The sequence below is a fragment of the Paraburkholderia sp. CHISQ3 genome (assembly GCF_030464945.1).
GTDB classification, from domain to species: domain Bacteria; phylum Pseudomonadota; class Gammaproteobacteria; order Burkholderiales; family Burkholderiaceae; genus Paraburkholderia; species Paraburkholderia megapolitana.
This window is the reverse complement of sequence record NZ_JALPRG010000002.1, coordinates 673,906-697,669: the sequence shown is the minus strand read 5'-3', so window position 1 is coordinate 697,669 and position 23,764 is coordinate 673,906. Positions and strand designations below refer to the sequence as shown.

Annotated in this window: 22 protein-coding genes; 10 read left to right on the top strand and 12 right to left on the bottom strand. The window is 63.1% G+C overall.

Annotated elements, in window-relative coordinates:
* Positions 1-94: 94 nt before the first annotated feature.
* Positions 95-1,510 (bottom strand): D-arabinitol 4-dehydrogenase, encoded by a 1,416-nt coding sequence (gene dalD / locus M0D65_RS06865; protein ID WP_266251983.1) that lies wholly within the window; start codon positions 1,508-1,510, stop codon positions 95-97.
* Between the two features lie 554 nt (positions 1,511-2,064).
* Between dalD and M0D65_RS06860 the strand changes: the two genes are divergently transcribed.
* The 7 genes from M0D65_RS06860 to M0D65_RS06830 all read left to right on the top strand — a co-directional run bounded on the left by M0D65_RS06860 (position 2,065) and on the right by M0D65_RS06830 (position 10,253).
* Positions 2,065-3,096, top strand: coding sequence for an AraC family transcriptional regulator (locus tag M0D65_RS06860; RefSeq protein ID WP_266251982.1), 1,032 nt, complete (start codon positions 2,065-2,067; stop codon positions 3,094-3,096).
* Between the two features lie 171 nt (positions 3,097-3,267).
* The gene (locus M0D65_RS06855; RefSeq protein ID WP_266251981.1) at positions 3,268-4,224 is read left to right on the top strand and encodes a substrate-binding domain-containing protein; all 957 of its coding nucleotides are present in this window, start codon (positions 3,268-3,270) and stop codon (positions 4,222-4,224) included.
* A 52-nt stretch (positions 4,225-4,276) separates the two neighbouring features.
* Positions 4,277-5,803 carry a sugar ABC transporter ATP-binding protein gene (locus tag M0D65_RS06850; RefSeq protein WP_266251980.1) on the top strand — a complete coding sequence of 509 codons (1,527 nt, stop codon included), beginning with the start codon at positions 4,277-4,279 and terminating at the stop codon, positions 5,801-5,803.
* Positions 5,790-6,797, top strand: coding sequence for an ABC transporter permease (locus M0D65_RS06845; RefSeq protein ID WP_266251979.1), 1,008 nt, complete (start codon positions 5,790-5,792; stop codon positions 6,795-6,797). The genes M0D65_RS06850 and M0D65_RS06845 overlap by 14 nt, the downstream gene beginning before the upstream one ends.
* 37 nt (positions 6,798-6,834) lie before the next feature.
* Positions 6,835-7,923 carry an alcohol dehydrogenase catalytic domain-containing protein gene (locus M0D65_RS06840; RefSeq protein ID WP_266251978.1) on the top strand — a complete coding sequence of 363 codons (1,089 nt, stop codon included), beginning with the start codon at positions 6,835-6,837 and terminating at the stop codon, positions 7,921-7,923.
* A gap of 51 nt (positions 7,924-7,974) precedes the next feature.
* Entirely contained in the window at positions 7,975-9,519 is a 1,545-nt protein-coding gene (locus M0D65_RS06835; RefSeq protein ID WP_266251977.1) for an FGGY-family carbohydrate kinase, read from the top strand.
* Entirely contained in the window at positions 9,516-10,253 is a 738-nt protein-coding gene (locus tag M0D65_RS06830) for an SDR family oxidoreductase (protein WP_266251976.1), read from the top strand. The genes M0D65_RS06835 and M0D65_RS06830 overlap by 4 nt, the downstream gene beginning before the upstream one ends.
* Before the next feature lie 38 nt (positions 10,254-10,291).
* Here the strand turns inward: M0D65_RS06830 and kynA are convergent, their stop codons facing one another.
* The 3 genes from kynA to kynB all read right to left on the bottom strand — a co-directional run bounded on the left by kynA (position 10,292) and on the right by kynB (position 13,245).
* Positions 10,292-11,260, bottom strand: a complete 969-nt coding sequence (kynA, locus tag M0D65_RS06825; RefSeq protein WP_266251975.1) for a tryptophan 2,3-dioxygenase — start codon at positions 11,258-11,260, stop codon at positions 10,292-10,294.
* Positions 11,261-11,270: 10 nt separating this feature from the next.
* On the bottom strand, positions 11,271-12,521 hold the full coding sequence (kynU, locus tag M0D65_RS06820; protein ID WP_266251974.1) for a kynureninase: 1,251 nt from the start codon (positions 12,519-12,521) through the stop codon (positions 11,271-11,273).
* A gap of 76 nt (positions 12,522-12,597) precedes the next feature.
* Entirely contained in the window at positions 12,598-13,245 is a 648-nt protein-coding gene (kynB, locus tag M0D65_RS06815) for an arylformamidase (protein ID WP_266251973.1), read from the bottom strand.
* Between the two features lie 132 nt (positions 13,246-13,377).
* Here kynB and M0D65_RS06810 point away from each other — a divergent pair, with 132 nt between their 5' ends.
* Positions 13,378-13,896, top strand: a complete 519-nt coding sequence (locus M0D65_RS06810; RefSeq protein WP_091011181.1) for an Lrp/AsnC family transcriptional regulator — start codon at positions 13,378-13,380, stop codon at positions 13,894-13,896.
* Between the two features lie 81 nt (positions 13,897-13,977).
* Here the strand turns inward: M0D65_RS06810 and M0D65_RS06805 are convergent, their stop codons facing one another.
* Positions 13,978-14,487 carry a flavin reductase family protein gene (locus M0D65_RS06805; RefSeq protein ID WP_091011182.1) on the bottom strand — a complete coding sequence of 170 codons (510 nt, stop codon included), beginning with the start codon at positions 14,485-14,487 and terminating at the stop codon, positions 13,978-13,980.
* Between the two features lie 198 nt (positions 14,488-14,685).
* Here M0D65_RS06805 and msrA point away from each other — a divergent pair, with 198 nt between their 5' ends.
* Positions 14,686-15,234, top strand: coding sequence for a peptide-methionine (S)-S-oxide reductase MsrA (gene msrA, locus M0D65_RS06800; protein WP_266251972.1), 549 nt, complete (start codon positions 14,686-14,688; stop codon positions 15,232-15,234).
* An 81-nt stretch (positions 15,235-15,315) separates the two neighbouring features.
* Here msrA and M0D65_RS06795 read toward each other — a convergent pair whose 3' ends face one another.
* The 3 genes from M0D65_RS06795 to pdxH form a co-directional block, all read right to left on the bottom strand.
* Positions 15,316-16,437 (bottom strand): DUF72 domain-containing protein, encoded by a 1,122-nt coding sequence (locus M0D65_RS06795; protein ID WP_266252043.1) that lies wholly within the window; start codon positions 16,435-16,437, stop codon positions 15,316-15,318.
* 99 nt (positions 16,438-16,536) lie between these two features.
* Positions 16,537-17,751, bottom strand: a complete 1,215-nt coding sequence (locus M0D65_RS06790; RefSeq protein WP_266251971.1) for a cyclopropane-fatty-acyl-phospholipid synthase family protein — start codon at positions 17,749-17,751, stop codon at positions 16,537-16,539.
* Positions 17,752-17,908: 157 nt separating this feature from the next.
* The gene (gene pdxH / locus M0D65_RS06785) at positions 17,909-18,559 is read right to left on the bottom strand and encodes a pyridoxamine 5'-phosphate oxidase (RefSeq protein ID WP_266251970.1); all 651 of its coding nucleotides are present in this window, start codon (positions 18,557-18,559) and stop codon (positions 17,909-17,911) included.
* Between the two features lie 188 nt (positions 18,560-18,747).
* On the opposite strand from pdxH, the gene tcdA reads away from it, so the two are divergent.
* Positions 18,748-19,623: a tRNA cyclic N6-threonylcarbamoyladenosine(37) synthase TcdA gene (gene tcdA / locus M0D65_RS06780; RefSeq protein WP_266251969.1), complete on the top strand. Its 876-nt coding sequence runs from the start codon at positions 18,748-18,750 to the stop codon at positions 19,621-19,623.
* A 106-nt stretch (positions 19,624-19,729) separates the two neighbouring features.
* Here tcdA and trxA read toward each other — a convergent pair whose 3' ends face one another.
* The 4 genes from trxA to tsaE form a co-directional block, all read right to left on the bottom strand.
* Complete coding sequence (gene trxA / locus M0D65_RS06775; protein WP_266251968.1) at positions 19,730-20,578, bottom strand: thioredoxin; 849 nt, start codon at positions 20,576-20,578, stop codon at positions 19,730-19,732.
* A gap of 119 nt (positions 20,579-20,697) precedes the next feature.
* Positions 20,698-21,579: a pirin family protein gene (locus tag M0D65_RS06770; RefSeq protein WP_266251967.1), complete on the bottom strand. Its 882-nt coding sequence runs from the start codon at positions 21,577-21,579 to the stop codon at positions 20,698-20,700.
* An 82-nt stretch (positions 21,580-21,661) separates the two neighbouring features.
* On the bottom strand, positions 21,662-23,218 hold the full coding sequence (locus M0D65_RS06765) for an N-acetylmuramoyl-L-alanine amidase (RefSeq protein ID WP_266251966.1): 1,557 nt from the start codon (positions 23,216-23,218) through the stop codon (positions 21,662-21,664).
* Complete coding sequence (gene tsaE / locus M0D65_RS06760; RefSeq protein WP_266251965.1) at positions 23,200-23,757, bottom strand: tRNA (adenosine(37)-N6)-threonylcarbamoyltransferase complex ATPase subunit type 1 TsaE; 558 nt, start codon at positions 23,755-23,757, stop codon at positions 23,200-23,202. The genes M0D65_RS06765 and tsaE overlap by 19 nt, the downstream gene beginning before the upstream one ends.
* Positions 23,758-23,764 lie beyond the last annotated feature (7 nt).

Sequence of the window (23,764 nt, the reverse complement as noted above, 5' to 3'; positions counted from 1 at the left end):
TTAGCCGCACCTGCCCCATGGCGCTATCGGCATGAGACCTGGATGCGCCGCAACGCATGCGTGCGGCGAGCGGATCGTACAGGTGGTGTGCAGGTCAGATATGCGTGCCGCGTACCGCAATCCATTCGTCGACGCGTTTGAGCGCGGCGCGCACGACGGCTTCCAGCGCGGCAGTTCCAGCCATGCTGCCCCACAGCAGACGGTCCGCGCAAAACGCGTGCAGCGGGTCGTCGCCGGCGAAGAAACCGCGTGCAACGCGTTCGTCCATTACTCCGTCCTGATACGCATAAGGCAACGCGCCGCGCTGCCAGCGATCGAGAAAGCGGAAGAACAGCGCCGGCAGCACGGCCGTCGCGGCCGGCTCGGCGCCGCGCGCGAAACATTCGGCAAGCGTCGGTGCGATGAAGCCGGGGATCTTCGAGAAGCCATCCGCGGCAACGCGCTGGTTGGTGTCCTGAATGTAGGGATTGCTGAAGCGATCGAGCACCACGTCGCGGTAGCGCGCGAGGTCGAGCGGGCTTGGCGTGAGGCACGGAATCACGTCCTGCGTGACGTAGTCGTAAGCGAACTGACGGATATCCGCGTCGAGCGTGCCTTCGTGAATGTAACTGAGCCCCACGAGCGTACCGGCCCACGCGATGCAGCTATGGGTCGCGTTGAGAATGCGAATCTTGGCTTCCTCGTAAGGCAGCACCGACTCGACGAGTTCGGCACCGACCCGCTCCCATGCGGGACGGCCCGCACAGAAGCGATCTTCGATGACCCACTGGATAAACGATTCGCCCATCACCGGGCAGGTGTCGTCGAAACCGGTCGCGGCACGGACGCGTTCGCGTACGTCGTCGGTGGGGCGGGGCGTGATGCGATCGACCATCGAGTTCGGGCTTGTGGTGTGCGCATCGAACCATTGCCGCAGCGCAGTCGCACCGCGCCGCTCGAGAAACTCGCTCATCCCCGCATGAAAACGCTCGCCGTTGCTGCGCAGGTTGTCGCTGCTCTGCAGCGTGACCGGGCCCGCGTTGCGCTGCATGCGCGCTTCGAGAATCGCCGCAAGCGCGCCGTAGATCGTCGTGCGTGCGCCGGCGAGATCCGCGGCGAGATCGGGGTTCGCGGTATCGAGCCGATGATGCTCGTCGAGGTAATAGCCGCCTTCGGTCACGGTAAACGACACGATCTTGCAGGCAGGATCCGAACCGGCTTCAACCAGTGCATCGAGATTCGCGGACCACGGCAGCACGCGCTCGATCGAGCGGATCGTTTCGTAGGCGCGCTCGCCATGCGGCGTGACGGTTTCGAGCGTGTAGACGCCATGCTGGGCTGCCAGTGCGTCGAGTGCCGCGCGCATGTCGTCGCGGATGTTGCCAACCGCCAGCGACCAGTGCGGCTCGCCATCCTGCCGGGTGGCATTCAGACGATGAAGGTACCAGGCCTGATGGGCGCGGTGAAACGATCCCACGCCGATATGCAGGATCACGTTTGCGGTCGCGCCGCTGCCTTGCACGCTGTTCATGTGCGTCTCCAGAGTCTTGTCTTCGGCGCACAGCCTGCGCGTGCGCTTTTAATGGGGTCGTTGAGGTCGATGCGAAAGTCGATGCGGAATGTTGAGCATTTGCTCCGTATATGAACGAATGATCGTATTCGCGCTATTGAAAGTCAAGATGGAGCGTGCTGGTTTCGTTGGCGCAGTGCGGCGTGACGGGCTTTTCAGCTGGATTTGTCCGAATCGCACTGCGACTGGCCGACCGGGGTGAAGAAAGCTGCTGCGTTGCACAAAATTTGACATCGATGAGGCCAGGATTAACCCGAATGCAAAAAAGTATTGGTCCGGAGCGTTGTTTTCAGTAGTGTCGAACGCGTCCGGCGACTAACTTTCGCTATACAGGCTGGAAACGGACGACGCGCAGCGAGCCGGTGCAACACCCACCCGGACACACGCTGTCAGCGTCGCTTCATGGAGGAAGACGAGATGAGCCATTCGATCGCAACGCCAGGCCCGCATTCCGCTGTGTGCGGATCTGTCTGCCCGCGTCGCGCATGCGCACGCTGTGCGCAGCGGTGCGTCGTATGAAAAGCGTCCGTCGCTCCGAGGGCAGCACGCAGCCCGATCTCGAACTCGTGGCCGTACGCCGCGACGAATCGTTCAAGGTGTGGTCGCACGGTTATCCGTACCGCACGGTGCGCTGGCACTTTCATCCGGAATTCGAAATCCATCTGATCGTCGCGACGTCCGGCAAGATATTTGTCGGCGACCATATCGGTAGCTTCGTGCCCGGCAATCTCGTGCTGATGGGGCCGAACCTGCCGCACAACTGGGTGAGCGACGTGCCGCCCGGCGAAACCATCGCGCAACGCAATCTCGTCGTGCAGTTCGGCCAGGATTTTGTCGCGCGCTGTGTGGAGAGTTTTCCGGAGTGGCGCTCGCTCGAGACGCTCCTCGCGGATGCACAGCGTGGCGTATCGTTTGGTCCGCACACCAGCGCCGCGATCCAGCCGCTCTTCATGGAACTGCTCGAAGCTCGCGGTCTGCGTCGTATCGTGTTGTTCATGTCGATGCTCGAGTGTCTGCTCGACGCATCGGACCGCGAACTGCTCGCGAGTCCCGCCTATCAGGTCGATCCATCGAGCTTCGCCTCGACGCGCATCAATCACGCGCTGTCGTACATCGGCAAGAATCTGTCGGGCGAGTTGCGCGAGGGCGATCTCGCGCAGCTTGCCGGTCAGAGTGTCAGCGCTTTCTCGCGTTACTTCCGTCGTCATACCGGGTTGCCGTTCGTGCAGTACGTGAACCGCATGCGCATCAATCTCGCGTGCCAGTTGCTGATGGATTACGAACTGAGCGTCACCGACATCTGTTTCAAGGCGGGTTTTAACAACCTGTCGAATTTCAACCGGCAGTTTCTTGCCGCAAAAGGAATGGCGCCGACGCAGTTCCGCCGCTATCAGCAACTGAACGATGCCAGCCGTGTCGCGTCGGAAGATGCGGCTGCACGTGGTGCTGGCATCGACGGTGCACCTGCGATCGTGCCGGCCACAGCGCCGGCAGGACACCCGCCCGGTCGCGCGCTCGTTGCGCCGTCGGCCTGGCCGCCAACCTGACGCGGTGCGTTCCCGTTGGCCCGACCTGCGGCTGACTGGAGCGCATCGCGAACCTCCCGCGCATCACGCGCATCGCTAACTGTTTCAAAGCTCATCGTGCTGCCATCAGCGCGAGGGACGGGCTCACGCTCAGTGTTTACCTCAGTGCCCACATCAACAATGGAGACAACCATGACGCAGACCACCTCGACATTCGCCCCGCGGAACACGCGGCAAGTGCAAGTACGCACGGCGCTTGCGCTTGCCGCATTCGTCCTGTCGCTTGCCGCGATGCCCGCAGCGCAGGCCGCACCGCTGAAAATCGGCATGACCTTCCAGGAGCTGAACAACCCGTACTTCGTGACGATGCAGCAGGCGCTCAACGAAGCCGCCGCGACGATCGGCGCGACGGTCGTCGTCACCGATGCGCATCACGACGTGAGCAAACAGGTGAGCGACGTCGAGGACATGTTGCAGAAGAAGATCGACATCCTGCTCGTGAATCCGACCGATTCGACCGGCATCCAGTCGGCGGTAACGGCGGCGAAGAAGGCAGGCGTTGTGGTCGTCGCCGTCGATGCAAACGCGAACGGACCTGTCGATTCGTTCGTCGGCTCGAAGAATTTCGATGCGGGGCAGATGTCGTGCGAGTACCTCGCGAAGGCGATCGGCGGCAGCGGCGAAGTGGCGATACTCGATGGCATTCCGGTTGTGCCGATTCTCGAACGCGTACGTGGTTGCAAGGCGGCGCTCGCGAAATTCCCCAACGTGAAAATCGTCGACACGCAGAACGGCAAGCAGGAGCGTGCCACCGCGCTGACTGTCACCGAGAACATGATCCAGGCGCATCCGAACGTGAAAGGCGTGTTCAGTGTGAACGACGGTGGCTCGATGGGGGCGCTGTCCGCGATCGAATCGTCGGGCAAGGACATCAAGCTCACGAGCGTCGACGGCGCGCCAGAAGCGATCACTGCGATCCAGAAGCCAAATTCAAAATTCATCGAAACGTCCGCGCAGTTTCCGCGCGACCAGGTGCGCATCGCCATCGGTATCGCGCTCGCGAAGAAGTGGGGCGCCAATGTGCCGAAGGCGATCCCCGTCGACGTGAAACTGATCGACAAGGACAACGCGAAGGGTTTCAGCTGGTGAGGTATACGCCGCGCGCAAGCAGTATCGCGCGCGGCATCGAAGGGGAGTGAAGATGGACACGAATACTGTTCTTCAGCTCGCACACATCACGAAGGGCTTCCCCGGCGTGAAAGCGCTGCAGGATATTCATCTCGAGATCGCACGCGGCGAGATTCACGCGCTGCTCGGCGAAAACGGCGCAGGCAAGTCGACGCTGATGAAGATCCTGTGCGGCATCTACGCGCCGGACGAAGGCACCATCGTGATCGACGGCGAGCAGCGTCGGTTCGCGAATTATCACGATGCGGTCGCAGCCGGCGTCGGCATCGTATTTCAGGAGTTCAGCCTGATTCCGTATCTGAACGCGGTGGAGAACATGCTTCTCGGCCGCGAGCGGCGCAACCGGTTGGGACTGCTTGAGCGCGCGGCGATGCGTCGTTCCGCGGCCGCGATCTTCGCGCGACTCGGTGTCGCGATCGACCTGACGGTGTCGATCCGCGAACTATCGGTTGCTCAGCAGCAGTTCGTCGAGATCGCCAAGGCGCTGTCGCTCGACGCACGCATCCTGATTCTCGACGAGCCGACCGCGACGCTCACGCCGGCCGAAGCGGAACATCTGTTCGCGATCATGCGTGAACTGAAACAGCAAGGCGTCGCGATGATTTTCATCTCGCATCACCTCGAAGAGATTTTCGAGGTCTGCGATCGCATCACGGTGCTGCGCGACGGCCAGTATGTCGGCACGACCGACGTTGCCGACACCGATGTCGGGCATCTGGTGGAGATGATGGTGGGACGACGCATCGAAAGCAGCTTTCCGCCGAAGCCGGTGCTGCGCGCCGACGCGCCTACGGTGCTCGAAGTCAACGCGTTGCAGTTGCACAAAGACGGTCCGGTGAATCGCTTCGCGTTGCGCGAAGGCGAGATTCTCGGTTTCGCGGGACTGGTGGGATCGGGCCGCACCGAGACCGCGCTCGCCGTGATCGGCGCGGACCGGGCGCACGTGAAGGATGTCCGCATTCGCGGCGTTGCCGCGAAACTGTCGGACCCGGCCGATGCGCTGCGCGCGGGTGTCGGCATGCTGCCCGAGAGTCGCAAGACCGAAGGGCTGATCGTCGATTTCTCGATCAAGCAGAATATCTCGATCAACAACTTCGGCAAGTATCGCACCGCCCGTTTCTTTATCGACGGGCGCCACGAGATGCGTGCCACTGCCGACATCATGAAGCGTGTCGGCGTCAAAGCCCCGACGATGCATACGCAGGTGGCGACGCTCTCGGGCGGTAATCAGCAGAAGGTGGTGATCGCACGCTGGCTCAACCATCACACGAACATCCTGATCTTCGACGAACCGACGCGCGGCATCGACGTCGGCGCGAAAACGGAGATCTACCTGCTGATGCGCGAACTCACCGCTCGCGGCTACTCGATCATCATGATTTCGTCGGAACTGCCGGAGATCGTCGGCATGTGCGATCGCGTCGCCGTGTTTCGCCAGGGGCGCATCGAAGCGATGCTCGAAGGCGACGCAATCGATTCGAACGCCGTGATGACTTACGCGACTGCTGGAACCCGTGGAGCAACTCATGAACACGCCTAATCCTTCTTCTTCACCCGACACCACGGACACATCGTCGGCGCTCGCCGCCGCGTCAATCAGTTCGAGCTGGGCCGCGTTGAAACGCTCGACGCTGTTCTATCCACTCATCGGTCTTATCGTCGTGTGCATCGTGATGGTGTTCGCGAGCGACAGTTTTCTGTCGACGGCGAACCTCGAGAACGTGCTGCGTCAGGTGTCGATCAACGCGATCATCGCGGTCGGCATGACGTGTGTGATTCTGACGGGCGGCATCGATCTGTCGGTCGGCTCGGTGATGGCGCTGTCAGGCACGCTCGCCGCGGGGTTGATGGTGGCCGGCATGAACGCGGTGGCCGCGCTTGCAGTCGGTATCGCGGTCGGTCTTGGCTTTGGCGTCGCGAACGGTTTCTTCGTCGCGTTCGCTGGCATGCCGCCGATCATCGTCACGCTCGCGACGATGGGTATCGCACGCGGTCTCGCACTGATCTATACGGGCGGTTATCCGATCGACGGGTTACCCGACTGGATCAGTTTCTTCGGCAACGGCAAGGTGTTCGGCATCCAGGCGCCGGTGCTGATCATGCTCGTCATCTATGCACTTGCATGGCTACTGCTCGAACGGACGCCGTTCGGCCGCTATGTCTATGCGATCGGCGGCAACGAACAGGCAACCCGGCTTTCGGGGGTGCGTGTCGGTCGCGTGAAGCTGCTCGTGTACTCGATCGCGGGCCTCACATCGGCATTCGCCGCGATCGTGCTGACCGGCCGCCTGATGAGCGGTCAGCCGAACGCCGGTGTCGGCTTCGAACTCGACGCAATCGCAGCTGTCGTGATGGGCGGCACATCGATCTCCGGCGGCCGCGGTTCGATCGTCGGCACACTGGTTGGCGCATTGCTGCTCGGTGTGCTGAACAACGGGCTGAACATGATCGGCGTGAACCCGTATGTGCAGAACGTGATCAAGGGCGGAATCATCCTGCTCGCGATCTACATCAGCCGCGACCGCAGGAAATGACCGTTTCTTTCCCCCTCTCTTGAAGTAAGGCCATGCAATGAGCACTCAAGACCCGACGCAACAGATGACAGCGATTGTCTGTCATGCCCCGAAGGACTATCGCGTCGAGCAGGTGACGCGCCCACGCGCCCGCGCTCACGAACTCGTCATTAGCATCGCGGCATGCGGCATCTGCGCGAGCGACTGCAAATGCCACTCCGGCGCGAAGATGTTCTGGGGCGGCCCGAGCCCGTGGGTGAAAGCCCCGGTCATTCCGGGCCACGAGTTCTTCGGCTACGTCGAAGAACTCGGCGAGGGTGCAGCCGAGCATTTCGATGTACAGGTCGGCGACCGTGTGATCGCCGAGCAGATCGTGCCGTGCGGCAAATGCCGCTACTGCCGCTCGGGACAGTACTGGATGTGCGAAGTGCACAACATCTTCGGCTTCCAGCGCGAAGTCGCGGACGGCGGCATGGCCGAGTACATGCGCATCCCGCCGACAGCCATCGTGCACAAGATTCCCGACGGCATCTCGCTCGAAGACGCCGCGATCATCGAGCCGCTCGCGTGCGCAATTCATACGGTCAATCGCGGTGAGATCCAGCTCGACGATGTGGTGGTGATCGCCGGGGCAGGCCCGCTCGGGTTGATGATGACCCAGGTCGCACATCTAAAAACACCGAAGAAGCTCGTTGTAATCGATCTTGTCGAAGAACGACTTGCACTTGCGCGCGAATACGGCGCCGACATCACGATCAATCCGAAGTCCGACGACGCACTCGCGATCGTGCAATCGCTAACGCAGGGTTACGGCTGCGACGTCTACATCGAGACCACCGGCGTGCCTGCCGGCGTCACGCAAGGCATGGATCTGATCCGCAAGCTCGGGCGCTTCGTCGAGTTTTCGGTGTTCGGCAGCGAGACTACAATGGACTGGTCGGTGATTGGCGACCGCAAGGAACTCGACGTGCGCGGCGCGCACCTCGGGCCTTATTGCTACCCGATCGCCATCGACCTGCTTGCGCGCGGCCTTGTTACCTCGAAGGGCATCGTCACGCACGGCTTCTCGCTCGAAGAATGGGATGAAGCGATCAAGACCGCGAACTCGCTCGATTCGATCAAGGTGCTGCTGAAGCCTGGCCGCTAAGCTGGCGCCTGGCAGATAAGCGAGCGCGCGAGGCGCATACACGGAGACTCTATGGAATACGTCATCGGCGTCGACATCGGCACGCAAAGCACGAAAGCGCTGCTCGTCGACCGGCACGGCACGATCGTCGCGCAGCATGCGAGCAGTTATCAGCCGGACACGCCGCGGCCGTTATGGGCCGAGCAGAAGCCGGCAGTGTGGTTCAAGGCAGTGACGGAGTGCATCGCGCGCTGCGTCGAGAAAGCGCGTGCCGAAGGCATTGCGCCAGCATCGATCAACGCCGTCTGTGTGAGCAGCCTGTATGGCGGCTCGGGCATTCCGGTCGATGGCGATATGCGGCCGTTGCATCCGTGCCTGATCTGGATGGACCGACGTGCGACCGAGCAGGTGGAATGGGTACGCAGCCACATCGACGTCGAACGGCTGCAGGCGATCACCGGTAACGGCGTCGACAGCTACTACGGCTACACGAAAATGCTGTGGCTGCGCGAACACCAACCGGACGTGTGGGCAAAGACACGCTACTTTCTGCCGCCTAACGCTTACGTGATCTATCTGCTCACCGGCGAAGTCGCGGTCGATCACAGCTCGGCAGGCAACATCGGCGGCGTGTACGACGTTACCGCGCGCGACTGGTCCGACGAAGCGCTCGACATGCTCGGCATTCCCGCGACGATGATGCCGGAGCGGCTTGTCGAATCGTCGGAGGTTGTCGGTGGCCTGCTGTCGCAGTGGGGCGAGCAGCTCGGGCTCGAAGCGGGGACGCCGATTGTCGCGGGTGGCGTCGATGCAGCAATCGCGACGTTTGCGGCTGGCGCGACGCGCGCGGGCCAGCATGTTGCGATGATCGGCACCAGCATGTGCTGGGGGTACATCAACCAAAGCGTCGATGCTCGGCATGGTTTGATCAGCATGCCGCACGTGTTCAACGGGCAGCAGGATCTATATGTGTTCGGCGGCGCGATTACTGCCGGTGCGTCGGTGGCGTGGTTTCGCGAGCAGTTTTGCCACGCCGAAATCGAGGCCGCGCGCGACACGCCGAATGGCGATCCACACGTTCTGCTTGAACAGGCGGCGCAGCAGATTCCGGCTGGCGCCGACGGCGTGTTGTTCCTGCCGTATCTGATGGGCGAGCGCAGCCCCGTGTGGGACGCGAAGGCGAGTGGCGCGTTTATCGGGTTGAGTCTTTTTCATACGCGGGCGCATCTGTATCGCGCGGTGCTGGAAGGTGTGTCGTTCGCGCTGAAGCACAACATCGTCGCTGGACAACGCGGCGCGCAATCGCTCGATGAACGGTTGATCGTGGTCGGCGGTGCTGCGCACTCGGATCTGTGGATGCAGATCATTGCGGACGTTACCGGCTATCCGGTGCTGACGATCGAACAGGACGTCGAGGCTGCGATGGGCGCTGCGCTGCTCGCTGCACTTGGTGCGGGGCTGATCGATCGGGACGCCGCACAGCGGGGCTGGATTACGCTTGTCGAGCGGGCGCGGCCCGATGCGGAACGACAGAAGCTGTACGAGCAGCGCTTCGGCGTCTATGCGGATCTCTATCCGGCGTTGAAACCCCTGATGCACAGGTTGCAACCGACATGAACGCACAATTCGATTTCTCCGGCCGTTCGATTCTCGTGACGGGCGCATCGAGCGGCATCGGTCGCACGACCGTCGAGATGCTATGCGCCAGCGGCGCGCGTGTTGTTGCCGCCGCGCGCAATGCGGACGAACTGGCTCGCCTCGCGCACGAAACAGGTTGCGAGCCGCTCGTGCTCGATGTCGGCGATGCGGCTGCGATCGACGCGGCATTTGCGTCATGCGCGGCGTTCGACGGGCTCGTGAACTGCGCGGGCGTCGCGCTGCTCGAGAGCGCGATCGATACGACCGCGGCGAGCTTCGACGGTGTGATGGCTGTCAACGCGCGCGGGGCGGCGCTCGTTGCGCGACATGTCGCGCGCGGAATGATCGCGGCGCAACGCAAAGGGAGCATCGTCAACGTGTCGAGCCAGGCGTCGCTCGTCGCGCTCGACAATCATCTGAGCTATTGCGCGTCGAAGGCGGCGATGGATGCGATCACACGCGTGCTGTGCATCGAACTCGGCCCGCACGGCATTCGCGTCAACAGCGTGAACCCGACGGTGACGTTGACGCCGATGGCTGTCGCCGCATGGAGCGAACCGGTGAAGCGCGAACAGGCGTTACGCGGGATTCCGTTGGGCCGCTTCGCGGAACCAGCGGAAGTCGTGCAGCCCATCCTGTTTCTGCTGAGCGACGCGGCATCGATGATCTCGGGCATCGCGTTGCCGATCGATGGGGGGTATACCGCGCGGTAAGTGTCACCCGTTCGCAGATGCGGTCGCGTGCGGACGAACTACAGCACCGTCCGCACATGCCACAGCTCGGGGAACAGCACGACATCGAGCATCTTGCGCAGATACGGCGCGCCGCTCGTGCCGCCGGTTCCCTGCTTGAAGCCGATGATCCGCTCCACAGTGGTGACGTGACGGAACCGCCACTGCCGGAACGCGTCTTCGAGATCGACGAGTTCTTCGGCCATCTCGTACAGTTCCCAGTGTTGCGACGGATTGCGGTACACCTCGAGCCATGCCGCTTCGACGGATTCGTCGTGGACGGTCGGCTGGGTCCAGTCGCGCGCGAGACGCGCCGGCGCAATCGCAAAGCCCTTGCGCGCAAGCAGGAAAACCACTTCGTCGTAGAGCGATGGCGCTTCGAGCGTCGCGCGCACTTCGGCGAGCACTGCTGGCTGATGCGCGTGAGGTTTGAGCATGTGCTCGTTCTTGTTGCCAAGCAGGAATTCAATCTGCCGGTACTGGTACGACTGGAAGCCCGACGAAGCGCCAAGGTAAGGCCGCATCGCCGTGTATTCCGACGGCGTCATCGTCGCAATCACACTCCATGCCTGTACGAGCTGTTCGAGAATGCGCGAGATGCGCGCAAGCATCTTGAACGCGGGTGGCAGTTCGTCGCGATGCACGGCGCCGAGCGCGGCGCGCAATTCGTAGAGCGCGAGCTTCATCCATAGCTCGCTCGTCTGATGCTGGATGATGAACAGCATCTCGTTGTGATCGGGCGACAACGGCTTCTGTGCGGACAGGATCGAGCCCAGCGACAGATAGTCGCCATAGCTCATCGATTGCGAGAAATCGAGCTGGGCGTCGTGCCAGCCGGTGGCTTCGTCAGGGGCGGTGGAATGCGCGTTCGTGTCGCCGCCTGCACTTGCGCCATGGCCGAATGGGCAACCCTGTGCGGACTCGCTGGTTGCGCCTTGCGCTGCAGTTGCCTCGCGGTCGTTCGGCACGGACGGTTTCGGATCAGTCATCGCGTGCTCCTCAGGTCACCGCGCCGCGCGTGGCGAATTCGGGCGCCCGCCAGGCCTCGCTCGCGAGCACATCGCGCAGTGTTTCGACGGCGTCCCACACATCGACGTAACGCGTATAGAGCGGCGTGAAGCCGAAGCGCAGCACACGGGGCTCGCGATAATCGCCGATCACGCCGCGCGCAATCAGCGCCTGCATCACTTCGTAGCCATGCGGATGTTCGAAGCTCGCATGCGAGCCGCGCTGCGCATGCGCGCGCGGCGTGACGAGCTGCAACGGAAACTCGCTGCAACGCGCCTCGACCAGTTCGATGAACAGATCGGTGAGCGCAAGGGACTTGCTGCGGATCGCCTGCATGTCGGTCTGCAGAAACACATCGAGCCCGCATTCGACGAGCGCCATCGACACCATCGGTTGCGTACCGCACAGAAAGCGTCCCACACCATCGTCGGGGCGATATTGCGGATTCATCTCGAACGGCGCGCGATGTCCCCACCAGCCGGAGAGCGGCTGCGTGAAAGCATTCTGGTGCCGCTGCGGCACCCACACGAATGCCGGCGAACCCGGGCCGCCGTTCAGATACTTGTACGTGCAACCTACTGCGTAATCGGCGTCGACGCCGTTCAGATCGACGGGTACCGCGCCCGCCGAGTGCGCGAGGTCCCACAACGCGAGCGCACCTTTACGATGGATCAACTGTGTGAGCGCGGCCATGTCGTGCATATAGCCGGTGCGATAGTTGACGTGCGTGATCATCGCGAGCGCGGTGTCGTCGCCGATCGCATCGGGCAGTTCCGCCGGATCGTCGACGAGACGCAATTCATAGCCACGATCGAGCTGTTCGATCAGTCCCTGCGCGATGTAAAGATCGGTGGGGAAATTCGAGCGCTCGGAGACGATCACGCGGCGCTTCGGATCGCGCTCGTTCTGCAACCGCAAACCCGCGGAAAGCACCTTGAACAGGTTGATCGAGATCGTATCGGTAACGACGACTTCGTTTTCAGCAGCACCGATCAGCGGCGCGAGCTTGTTGCCGAGGCGGCGCGGCAACGCGAACCAGCCGGCGCTATTCCAGCTGCGGATCAGACCTTGCGTCCATTCGGCGGCGATCACCGTTTGCGCGCGCTGGGCGGCCGCGGCCGGTGGGACGCCGAGCGAATTGCCGTCCAGATAGATCGTGTTGGAGGCGAGCGCGAACTGGTCGCGCAACGCGCCCAGCGGATCGGCGCGGTCGAGCGCCAGAGCTTCGTCACGGCTGTTCATGAGGTTCCAGTGAGTCGGGAAAGGAGAAATAAGCCGGCAAAGAACCTGGACGACACATGCCGGGATGTCACACGCTTCACGTACGCTCGGGCAGCGCGCGCAGTATGGCGCGCACGGGGCTGGCATCGAGCGTCGTGAGCTTGAGCGGCAGCGCGATCAGTTCGTAGTCGCCGGGCGCGACGGCATCGAGCACGATGCCCTCGAGAATTGCCATCCGGTGTTCGCGGATCCGGTGATGCGCGTCCATCGTTTTCGATTCCTGCGGATCGAGCGACGGCGTATCGATGCCGATCAGCTTCACACCATGCGCGGCGAGCAGATCGATGGTCTCTGGCGCGACCGCGCAGAACGCGCTGTCCCACGCGGAGGTCGGCGCGCGTTGGTAGGTGCGCAGCAGCACGCGCGGCGGTATGTTGCCGAGATCGACGAGCGCAGCCGCTACGTGCCGCGGTTCCACCAGTGGCGCGGCGCCGATGCAGTGAATCACGCGGCAGCGACCGAGGTAGGCGTCGAGCGGTACCTCGCCGATCGCGAGGCCGTTCGCGTCGTAATGCAACGGTGCGTCGGTGTGCGCGCCGGTGTGCGGCGACAGCGTGAGTCGCGCGACATTGACCGGCGAACCGGCTTCGATGCGCCACATGCGTTCGATCCCGACCGGCGTATCGCCCGGCCAGACGGGCGTGGCGGTATCGACGGCGGGGGTGATGTCCCAGAGTGTGTTCATGGTTTCGCTTCGTGGGTCTATCTTGCCTATCGAATGATAGGCAAAACGCGGCGAAATAAGCTTGCGAATAAATCTCGTTTTTTCCTGTCTCTTGGAACATAATTTGATCCAAACCGGAAAGGGAGACCGAAAATGAACGCGATCTCGCTCGACGCCACCGATTGCCGCATTCTGGCGGTGCTTCAGCAAGAAGGACGGATCAGCAACCTCGACCTCGCGGAGCGGATTTCGCTGTCGCCGTCGGCGTGCTTGCGGCGTTTGCGGCTGCTGGAAGAGCAGGGGGTGATCGAACGCTACCGGGCCTGCCTGAACCAGCATGTGCTCGGTTTCGAACTGGAAGCCTTCGTGCAGGTATCGATGCGCAACGAGCAACCGAACTGGCACGAGCGCTTTGCCGAAGCGGTGCGCGACTGGCCGGAGGTGGTCGGCGCCTTCGTCGTGACGGGCGAAACGCACTATCTTCTGCGGGTCGTTGCGCACAACCTCAAACACTATTCGGACTTCGTGCTGGAGCGGCTGTATAAGGCGCCGGGGGTGCTCGATATCCGCTCGAACATCGTGCTGCAGACGCTCAAGGAAGATTCGGGTGTGCCGGTGGCGCTGGTGGAGGCGGGTACGCGGCTGGGGGCTGCGGGCGGCGGCCAGGCGTAGCCCGGCGTCAGCTCGTTGTTATTGCGGCAGCAAGGCCGCAGTGCAGTCGAGGCGGCGGTGATCTGGGCGATACCAGTTGCCTCAGAACGACTTCAGCCCGTGGAACTTGCCGTTCTGGAAGACGAGCGGCGCCATCTCGGCCACGTTCTCATGTAGCCCGCAGCGCTCCACCTCGCCGACGAAGATCACATGGTCGCCCTCGTCATAGCGGCTGCGGTTGTGGCACTCGAACCAGGCCAGCGCGCCGTCCAGTACCGGCATGCCGCTATCGCCCTCGGCATGCGAGACACCCTCGAAGCGGTCGCCCTTCACCGTGGCAAAACGCGTGCACAGATCGAGTTGCGACGCGGCGAGCACATTCACGACATAATGGCTGTTCGCCCTGAACACCGGCATCGATGCGGAGCGCGTGGCGAGGCTCCACAGCACAAGTGGCGGCGCCAGCGAAACCGAATTGAACGAACTCGCCGTGATGCCGAGCAACTGGCCCGACGGCGCGCGCGTGGTAATGACGGTGACGCCCGTGGCGAACTGTGCGAGTGCGCGCTTGAACTCGGCGGCATCGAAATTGGGTGGTGTGGCGTGCTTCATCGGAGGGTTGCCCGCTTCGTTGGCCATCGCGGCCCGGTGACCGTGCTTGACGCTGCAGCGGGAAGAATTGATTCAAAAGTCATATTGAAAGTCGGCGATTTGTCCAAATTTTAACGGAATCGCGGACGGACCGGCCGTGCATCGTTGGGTTGGCAACGTTGGCCCGCCGGGGTGCCGCATCGAACGAGGAGTCGCAGCATGAGTGAATCAGTCGAAACCGCCACGCTAGGCGGCGGATGTTTCTGGTGCCTCGAGGCCGTGTTTCTCGGCGTCGATGGCGTGAACGCGGTGGAATCCGGCTACGCCGGCGGCCATGCGCAGCGACCGAGCTACGAGCAGGTCTGCGACGGCGATACGGGGCACGCGGAAGTCGTCAACGTCACCTTCAATCCGGCGAAAATCAGCTATCGCGAGATCCTCGATATTTTCTTCGCGATCCACGATCCGACCCAGTTGAACCGCCAGGGCAACGACGTCGGCACGCAGTACCGGTCGGTGATTTTCACGCATTCGGATGCGCAACGCGAGACCGCGCTGCAGGCCATCCGCGAGATCACCGCCGAGGCCATCTACGACGGACAGATCGTCACCCAGGTCCTGCCGCTAGACGGCAATTACTGGGCGGCCGAAGCCTATCATCAGAACTATTTCGCGCAGCATCCGGATCAGGGCTATTGCGCGTTCGTGGTCGCGCCGAAGGTCGCGAAATTCCGTCAGAAGTTCGCGCACCGGATCAAGGCAGGGTAAGCGACTAGCGGCGGCGCTCGCCAGAACGGTGAGCGCCGCTACTCGCAGAACGTGTAGACGTTCCACGACGGTTGGCAATAATCAGCCGTCGTGCCGCATCCGCTCGATCGCCTCGGCGATCAGGCGCGCGAGTTCCACACAGCTGAGCGGCGCCGAGCCTTCGGCCTTGTTATTCACCGCGATCAGCACCGGCTGCCCCGCAATCGCGTACCTCGCTGCCAGCTCGGCCAGTGCGCGGCGGGTTTGCGGATCTTCGTCGACGAGCCGGTCGAACGGCTCGTATTTGGCCTTCGCCTGCTCATACCGGAAACCGCCGTGCAGACTCCAGCGCACGATCAGCGGGCCGGATGGTGCATCTGCTTCTGCATCGAGCAACGCCAGCGCGGCCGCCTGCCGCAACGGGTCCGGCATGCGCGCGTGAATGCCCACGCAGTAGCGCACGCCCGCCGCCTTCAGCGTGCGGATGAAGCGCGGCGTCAGCATGCTGGAGTCGCGAATTTCCACCGCATAGCAGGTGCCTTCGGGCAGCGTCGGCAGCGCTGCGACGAACGCGGCAAGGCGTTCGATAAACAGCATCGGTTCGGCGAGCATCTCGTCGGGCAGCGGCGAGATCTGGAACACCAGCGCGCCGGCCTTTGCACCGAGACCGTCTATACACGGCCGGACGAACTCGTCGATGGCGAGTTGCGGGTTCAGAAAACACGGGTTGGCCGAGACCGGTTCGCCGCGTTCGGCGCGCACCGTCGCGTCGGTGACGAGCGCCGGCGCCTTGACGATGAAGCGGAAATGGTCCGGCACCTGCTGTGCGTAGCGCAGGTAATCGGTGACCGGCAACGGCGCGTAGAACGACCGGTCGATGCTGACCGTGCGCAGCAGCGGATGCGCACCGTAGGCGGGGAGGCCATCGCGCGACAGCTTGCTGTTGCTGTACTCGTCGCCGTAGACGATACCGTTCCAGCCTGGAAACGACCACGACGACGTGCCGAGGTGCACGTTCGGTGGCAGTGAGGCGGCGATCTCGAGTAAATCGGCGGAAGGTTCGGCAGCGAGCACGTCGCGGGCGCGGCGCTTTTTCGTCTCGACGGGAGCGGTAGGAGCGGAAGAAGTGACAGCCGGCGCTGCCGGGGTCGCTGGTACCACCGGCATGCCGAACAGATCGAACTGGTCTTCGTCTTCAAGGCCAGCGTCGCCGGCCTCATTCATTTTCTGCGCGGATTGCGCCAACGCGCGTTCGTCCATCGGGTTCTGCTGTGAAGTCAAGGTTGCGCCGCAGCCGTCGTGCACGGCTTCGGCGCAACGGGTTTACAGCGGTTTGTCGTACATATAGCGCCGCGACCACGGCAGCGTTTTCGCGCTGCGTCCGGACTTGCGGCACACCACCTGGTAGATCGATACGTCGTCGTTTTCGAACGCGTAGGCGCAGCCTGCCAGGTACACGCGCCAGATGCGGAATTTCTCGTCGTCGACGAGTTTCTTCGCTTCTTCCGCATGCGTTTCGAAATTGTCTGCCCAGATGTCGAGCGTGTGCGCATAGTGACGGCGCAGACTCTCGACGTCAACCGCTTCGAGCCCGCCGCGCTGCATCGATTCGAGCGCGAGACTGATGTGCGGCAACTCGCCGTCCGGGAACACATAACGATCGATGAACTCGCCGCCGCCGAGCGCCGTTTCGCCGCTGTCCGAATCCGACGACGTGATGCCGTGATTCATCGCGATGCCGTCGTCGACGAGCAGGTCGTGAACCTTCTGGAAGTAGCCCGGCAGATTCTTGCGTCCGACGTGCTCGAACATGCCCACGCTCGTGATCCGGTCGAACTGCCCGGGAACGTCGCGATAGTCCTGCAACCGGATTTCGATCCTGTCTTCGAGCCCCGCCGCCTTCACACGCGCGGTAGCGAGATCGAACTGGTTCTGCGACAGCGTGACGCCGACGCATTGCGCGCCGAACTTCTGCGCCGCGCGCAGCACGAGCGCACCCCAGCCGCAACCGATATCGAGCAGACGTTGACCCGGCTGCAACTGGATCTTCGTCAGGATGTGATCGATCTTCTTGATCTGCGCGGTGGCGAGGTCTTCATCGCCGTTCTCGAAGTACGCGCACGAGTACACCATGTTCTCGTCGAGCCACAGCTTGTAGAACTCGTTCGAGACGTCGTAGTGATACTGGATCGCCTTCTTGTCCGACGACTTCGAGTGATTGAAGTAGCGTCGCACGCGCGCCAGCTTGCTCGCGCTCGTCACCGTACTGCGCGCGAGCGAATAGCCGATGTTGATGATGTCCGACAGCTTGCCTTCGATGTCGATCTTGCCCTTCACGTACGCCTCGCCCAGATTGTCGAGGCTCGGTTCGAGCAGATACGGCAGCGCGGTTGCGCTCTTCACGTGCAGCGTGACCTGGGGCGTGGCGAACTGCCCGAAGTCATGTTGCTGGCCGTCCCACAGCACGAGCCGTGCGGGCAGGTTGGCCGTGCTCTTTACGTCTTCTACCCACTGCGCCAGCTTCTTCTCCCAGAACATGTGATTTCTCCGTGTCCAATGAAATTCAAAGCAAAGCCTGCTGATTCGCTGTGTGCAGTTGCGCGGTTACTCACTTACCACACAGCACAGCACACGCGATCCAACCAGTGAAACCGGCGGCTCGTGCCGTCGTGTTTCGCCGGCTTTATCCGCTGCATCAAGGTGCGAGGCGAGCGATGCGCCAGTTGCCGCCGGCACCACCGGTCGAGTCCCGCGTGTAGCGCAGACGGTCGTGCAGCCGCGACGGCCTGCCTTGCCAGAATTCGATAGAGTCGGGAACGAGGCGATAGCCGCCCCAGTGCGGCGGGCGTGGCGGATGGTCGCCATACTGCGCACTGATTTCCCGCTCGCGCGCTTCGAGTTGTGCGCGGCTTTCAATTACCTGACTTTGATCCGATGCCCATGCGCCGATTCGCGAACCGAGCGGGCGCGATGCGTAATAGGTGTCGCTTTCTTCTGCGTCAGTCTTAACGATAGTGCCTTCTATACGCACTTGCCGTTCGAGTTCGACCCAATGAAACAGCAGGCTCGCGTAGGCGTTGTTCGCGAGTTCGCGGCCCTTGCGGCTTTCATAGTTGGTGAAGAACACGAAACCGCGCGCGTCGACACCCTTGATCAGTACGATGCGCGCCGACGGCCGGCCGCGCGGGTCGACAGTGGCGAGCGTCATGGCGTTGGGTTCGGGAATCTGTGCGTCCTGGGCCTGGGCAAACCACGCGTTGAACTGCTGGATCGGGTCGCGATCGACGTCGGCTTCGTCCAGCGAACCGAGCGAATAATTTTTGCGAAGTTCGGCGAGTGAGGTCATTTTCTTATGCGAGCACTACAGTGGGGCCAGTATAGCTAAGGAACGAATTTTCTGTGTGCAGCCCCACAGCGCATATGGAATACAGGCGGGCGCCCGATACCGCCGAATCGGCCCGATCGGGCAAAATACGGCTTTCGGGCACCGCATGCCCCAGCCTGCCCAGCCTGTTTTTCGACGAGCCTCCGATCATGTCCACGCCTCACGCGAACGCCCCTTCCGATGTTACTCCGAGCATCGCCGCAATTGAAACCGCGGCGGATGCCGACCGTGCGCGGCGCTTCGGCGGCGTTGCGCGCCTGTACGGCGCAGCGGCGCTCGCCGCATTCGAGCGCGCGCATGTGGCGGTGATCGGGATTGGCGGGGTGGGGTCGTGGGCGGCCGAGGCGCTCGCGCGCAGTGCGATCGGTACGCTGACGCTGATCGATCTCGACAACGTCGCGGAAAGCAATACGAACCGGCAGATCCACGCGCTCGACGGCAACTACGGCAAACCGAAAGTCGATGCGATGGCCGAACGCATTGCGTTGATCGATCCTGCGTGCAAGGTGCGGGTCGTCGAGGACTTCGTGGAGGCGGGCAATTTTCCGGCGTTGCTTGGCGGCGGCTTCGATTATGTGATCGATGCGATCGACAGTGTGCGCACGAAGACCGCGCTGATCGCATGGTGCGTCGAGCAGGGGCAGCCGCTCATCACGGTGGGCGGTGCGGGTGGCCAGTTCGATCCGACGCGCATCCGCATCGACGATCTCGCGCTGACGATCCAGGACCCGCTGCTGTCGAAAGTGCGCGGGCAGTTGCGCAAGCAGCATCGCTTTCCGCGTGGACCGAAGGCGAAGTTCAAGGTGAGTGCGGTGTATTCGGACGAACCGCTGATCTATCCGGACGCAGCCGGGCCCAGTGTCGATGATCTGGACGAACTAAACGATCAGGACGAACCGATGGCCGCGAGCGGGCCGGTGGGACTCAACTGCGCGGGCTTTGGGTCAAGTGTGTGCGTGACCGCGAGCTTCGGCTTTGCAGCCGCCGCGCACGTGCTGCGTGCGCTTGCGCAACGCGCGGGCTAGAGCCTGTTCGCCGCACTACCGCACTGCAATCCTCGCGCTCGGCCCTTCACGCGGCCAGCGCAAGCCCGTTATCGGTGTGCACAGATCTCTCGCCCGCGCGCGGCGTTTAGAACAGCGCTGCGCTAAGCTTGCGCCGCCATTGCGCGACCAGTTCTGGCTGGTGAGCGGCAAGGTCAAACACCGATAGCATCGTCTTGCGGCCGATGTCGTCGCGGAACGCGCGGTCGCGCCGGACGATCTCGAGCAGATGTTCGAGCGCACCGGCGTAGTTGCGTCGTGCAATCAGTGCGCTTGCCAGGTCGAAGCGCGCTTCGAGGTCGGCGGGGTTGCCGGCGACGCGGGCTTCGAGGGCATCGGTGGGCGGCAGGTCGGCGGCGGCATCGAGTGCATCGAGCCGGGTCTTGATTGCGTTGTAGCGTGCATCGATGCCCTGGGTCGTTTTCGGCGACAGCAGGTCCACTTCGTTGCGCGCTTCGTCGAAACGATTGTCGTCGAGCAGCAGCTCGATCAGATCGAGCCGCGCGTCTTCATAACCGGGATCGTAGGCGAGGGCGGCTTTCAGCGCGTCGTACGCGTCTTCACGCCGGCCTTCGGCAAGTGCGGCCTGCGCGTTCTGCCGCGCCGCATCCGCTCCGTCCGGTACAAGCCGGTCGAGGAATTCGCGCAACTGGCTTTCCGGCAGCACGCCGACAAACTGGTCGACCGCCTGGCCGTCCGCGAATGCGACGACGTGCGGGATGCTGCGCACGCCGAAGTGCGCGGCGAGTTCCTGGTTCTCGTCGACGTTGACCTTGACGAGCCGCCATTTGCCTTCGTACTCGGTTTCGAGCTTCTGCAGCATCGGTCCGAGCGTCTTGCACGGGCCGCACCACGGCGCCCAGAAGTCGACCAGCACGGGGGCCAGCGTCGACGCTGCGATCACGTCTTTTTCGAAAGTGGCCAGGGTGGTGTCCATTGCATCCTCATCGGTGTGACTATCGCGTGCAGATAGGGGTGAAAGCGCTGAATTCAATGCTTGATGCTCAGATGGCACGCTCGTGCGGCGTGCCTATGAGGTTTGCTCATGCAACCAGCTCAGGCCGGCTTGCGCTCCGGCAACGGAATCCATTCGGTCTCGCCGGGCACCTTGCCCATCTGCTGATCCGTCCAGGCGGTTTTCGCAAGTTCGATTTTTTCGCGCGAACTCGCGACGAAGTTCCATTCGATAAAACGCTCGCCTTCAAGCTTCTCGCCGCCCGCCAGCATCACAGTCGCCCCGCCGGTGCTCGCGAGCGTGACGGTTTCGCCCGGCACGAGCACCGCCATCTGGCCGGGTTCGAGCGGTGTGCCGTCGATCGCGAGATCGCCTTCCACGAGGTACACGCCGCGCTCGTCGTGCTCCGGTTCGAGCGCAAATGCGCTGCCCGGCGTGAAGTGCGCGGCCACATAGAGCGTGCCCGAGAACGTTCTGGCCGGCGCCGTGTGCCCGAACGCCGTGCCCGCGATGACACGCAGCGTGACGCCGTTACGCTCGATCTGCGGCAGCGTTGCGGCTGGATGATGTTCGAACGACGGCTCGATGTCTTCGTCCGCTAGCGGTAGCGCGACCCAGGTCTGGATGCCGTTGATGGTCGTGCCGGCTGCGCGTTCAGCCGGCGGCGTGCGCTCCGAATGAACGATGCCGCGGCCGGCTGTCATCCAGTTGACGTCGCCGGGGACGATCTTCTGCTCAGTGCCGAGACTGTCGCGATGCATGATCGCGCCTTCGAACAGATAGGTGACCGTCGCGAGACCGATGTGCGGATGGGGGCGCACGTCGAGACCGACGCCCGCTGCGAGCGTGGCCGGCCCCATGTGGTCGAAGAAGATGAACGGGCCCACCAGGCGCGCTGCCATTGCCGGCAGCACACGCCGCACGGCGAGATTGCCGATGTCGCGCAAATGAGGTTTGAGGACCGCTTTGATCGAGGAGGACATGGCGCGCTCGGGGAAGAAGGGGACGATCGCCCATTCTACTGCCCGCGACGCACCGTCATCATCGATGCACGTCTAGGCACGCCTACGCCATGCGGTTTTTCGCCAGCGGCGGGTTCGCCGCGAAATAGCGCTTGATACCCTTCAGGATCGCGTTCGCCATCTTGTCGCGATAGGCGTCGTCGTTAAGCCGTCGTTCCTCGTCGGGGTTGCTGATGAACGCGGTCTCGACGAGGATCGACGGGATGTCCGGCGCTTTCAGCACGGCGAAGCCGGCCTGTTCGACCGAGCCCTTGTGCAGCTTGTTGATGTCGCCGATCTCGTTCAGCACGAAATTGCCGTAGCGCATTGAATCGCGGATCTGCGCGGTGGTCGACATGTCGAAGAGTGCGCGATTGACGCTCGCGTCGGCGGTCTTCACGTTAATCCCGCCGATCTGATCCGAGGAGTTCTCCTTGTTCGCCATCCAGCGTGCCGCGGCGCTAGACGCGCCGTGATCCGACAGCGCAAACACCGACGACCCGCTCGCCTGCGGCGTCGTGAACGCATCGGCGTGGATCGACACGAACAGGTCCGCGCCGACGCGCCGCGCTTTCTGCACGCGCACGTTGAGCGGTACGAAGAAGTCGGCGTCGCGGGTCATCATCGAGCGCATGTTCGGCTGCGCGTCGATCTTCGCGCGCAGTTTCTTTGCGATGTCGAGCGCGATGTGTTTTTCGTATGTACCGCCGCCGCCGATCGCGCCCGGGTCCTCGCCGCCGTGACCGGGATCGATCGCGACCGTGAGCAGACGCACGGTGCTGCCGTTGCCGGACTTCGGCGCCGTGAACTTGTAGCTGTCGTCACCGCTGCCGTTGTCATCGCGGCTGTCGTCGCTATTGTCGTTGCGCGCGATCGCCGTGGGCGGTGCCACCGGCGGCTTGCCGGACGGACGCGTCGGTGTGGTGGGCGTCGGCGTGACGCGCGTCGGCGGACGCACGGTGTCGCCCGCGGGCGGGTTGTTCTGCGCGTAGCGCTGGAAGAACGCATCGCTGTTGTCGGTCCCGGCGGGCGGCGTGGCTGGGCCGCTCAGTGTCGCGGGCGGCGTGCTGTTGCTGTCGTTGAGCTGCTGTTGCTTGTGCTCGGACTGCGCGAGCAGATCCATCAACGGGTCGGGTGCAACGGCGGGATACAGATCGAACACCAGGCGGTACTTGTAAGCGCCGATCGGTTGCAGCGTGAACACCTGCGGCTTCACTGATCCCTTCAGGTCGAACACCATCCGCACGACGTGCGGTTGATACTGCCCGACCCGCACGGCCTGGATCTGCGGATCGTTCGGCGTGATCTTCGAGACCAGGTCGCGCAGCGCCTGATCGAGATCGAGGCCGGTCAGGTCCACCACCAGCCGGTCGGGCGACTGCAGAGTTTGTTGTGTGGTTTGCAGCGGCTGATCGGATTCGATCGTCACGCGGGTGTAGTCGCGTGCTGGCCATACGCGCACGCCGAGCACCGAACTCGCGTGCGCGAGACGCGGTGCGACGAGGCCGAGAATCAGCGTCGACGCGCCGGCGCGCAGGATCTGCCTGCGCCGCCAGTTATGCGTCGCGGTGGCGGCTGCTTCGATCGAATGAAACGGTTTGATCAACATCTTTCGAGACATGCTTTTCCTGGTTCGCTGTATGCGTGGGCGACGAGCAGGCGCCCATCACCAGCGACTTCGAGCGAGAAAACGAGATCCGGCGTACCCAGCAGACCGCCCGCCTGTTGCGGCCATTCGACGAGGCAGATCGCCCCGGAATCGAAGTACTCGCGAAAGCCGGCATCGGCCCATTCGGCCGGATCGGTGAATCGATACAGATCGAAGTGATACAGCTCAAGTTCCCCATCGGGACGCTCGACCGCATACGGTTCGACGAGTGTGTAGGTCGGGCTGCGCACTCGACCGGTGTGGCCGAGGCCGCGCAAGGTCGCGCGCACGAGGGTGGTTTTGCCCGCGCCGAGATCGCCGACGAGCTGCACTTGCAGCCCCTGGAACGTACGCTGGCCACCTGATTGCAGCAGCGCAGTACGCACGGTTTCGATCGCGTCCGCGAAGCGCACACCGAACGCAATGGTGGCGGCTTCGTCCGCGAGCGCGAAGTGGCGCTCGAGCAGGGCGCTAGCGGGCAATTGAAGAAGGCGATCGGGCTGGTCGGGCATTCTCGTA

Coding starts and splice junctions, on each gene's coding strand:
- dalD (WP_266251983.1), bottom strand. CDS start 1,510: ATGAACAGCGTGCAAGGCAGCGGCGCGACCGCAAACGTGATCCTGCAT.
- M0D65_RS06860 (WP_266251982.1), top strand. CDS start 2,065: ATGAAAAGCGTCCGTCGCTCCGAGGGCAGCACGCAGCCCGATCTCGAA.
- M0D65_RS06855 (WP_266251981.1), top strand. CDS start 3,268: ATGACGCAGACCACCTCGACATTCGCCCCGCGGAACACGCGGCAAGTG.
- M0D65_RS06850 (WP_266251980.1), top strand. CDS start 4,277: ATGGACACGAATACTGTTCTTCAGCTCGCACACATCACGAAGGGCTTC.
- M0D65_RS06845 (WP_266251979.1), top strand. CDS start 5,790: ATGAACACGCCTAATCCTTCTTCTTCACCCGACACCACGGACACATCG.
- M0D65_RS06840 (WP_266251978.1), top strand. CDS start 6,835: ATGAGCACTCAAGACCCGACGCAACAGATGACAGCGATTGTCTGTCAT.
- M0D65_RS06835 (WP_266251977.1), top strand. CDS start 7,975: ATGGAATACGTCATCGGCGTCGACATCGGCACGCAAAGCACGAAAGCG.
- M0D65_RS06830 (WP_266251976.1), top strand. CDS start 9,516: ATGAACGCACAATTCGATTTCTCCGGCCGTTCGATTCTCGTGACGGGC.
- kynA (WP_266251975.1), bottom strand. CDS start 11,260: ATGACTGATCCGAAACCGTCCGTGCCGAACGACCGCGAGGCAACTGCA.
- kynU (WP_266251974.1), bottom strand. CDS start 12,521: ATGAACAGCCGTGACGAAGCTCTGGCGCTCGACCGCGCCGATCCGCTG.
- kynB (WP_266251973.1), bottom strand. CDS start 13,245: ATGAACACACTCTGGGACATCACCCCCGCCGTCGATACCGCCACGCCC.
- M0D65_RS06810 (WP_091011181.1), top strand. CDS start 13,378: ATGAACGCGATCTCGCTCGACGCCACCGATTGCCGCATTCTGGCGGTG.
- M0D65_RS06805 (WP_091011182.1), bottom strand. CDS start 14,487: ATGAAGCACGCCACACCACCCAATTTCGATGCCGCCGAGTTCAAGCGC.
- msrA (WP_266251972.1), top strand. CDS start 14,686: ATGAGTGAATCAGTCGAAACCGCCACGCTAGGCGGCGGATGTTTCTGG.
- M0D65_RS06795 (WP_266252043.1), bottom strand. CDS start 16,437: ATGAATGAGGCCGGCGACGCTGGCCTTGAAGACGAAGACCAGTTCGAT.
- M0D65_RS06790 (WP_266251971.1), bottom strand. CDS start 17,751: ATGTTCTGGGAGAAGAAGCTGGCGCAGTGGGTAGAAGACGTAAAGAGC.
- pdxH (WP_266251970.1), bottom strand. CDS start 18,559: ATGACCTCACTCGCCGAACTTCGCAAAAATTATTCGCTCGGTTCGCTG.
- tcdA (WP_266251969.1), top strand. CDS start 18,748: ATGTCCACGCCTCACGCGAACGCCCCTTCCGATGTTACTCCGAGCATC.
- trxA (WP_266251968.1), bottom strand. CDS start 20,578: ATGGACACCACCCTGGCCACTTTCGAAAAAGACGTGATCGCAGCGTCG.
- M0D65_RS06770 (WP_266251967.1), bottom strand. CDS start 21,579: ATGTCCTCCTCGATCAAAGCGGTCCTCAAACCTCATTTGCGCGACATC.
- M0D65_RS06765 (WP_266251966.1), bottom strand. CDS start 23,218: ATGTCTCGAAAGATGTTGATCAAACCGTTTCATTCGATCGAAGCAGCC.
- tsaE (WP_266251965.1), bottom strand. CDS start 23,757: ATGCCCGACCAGCCCGATCGCCTTCTTCAATTGCCCGCTAGCGCCCTG.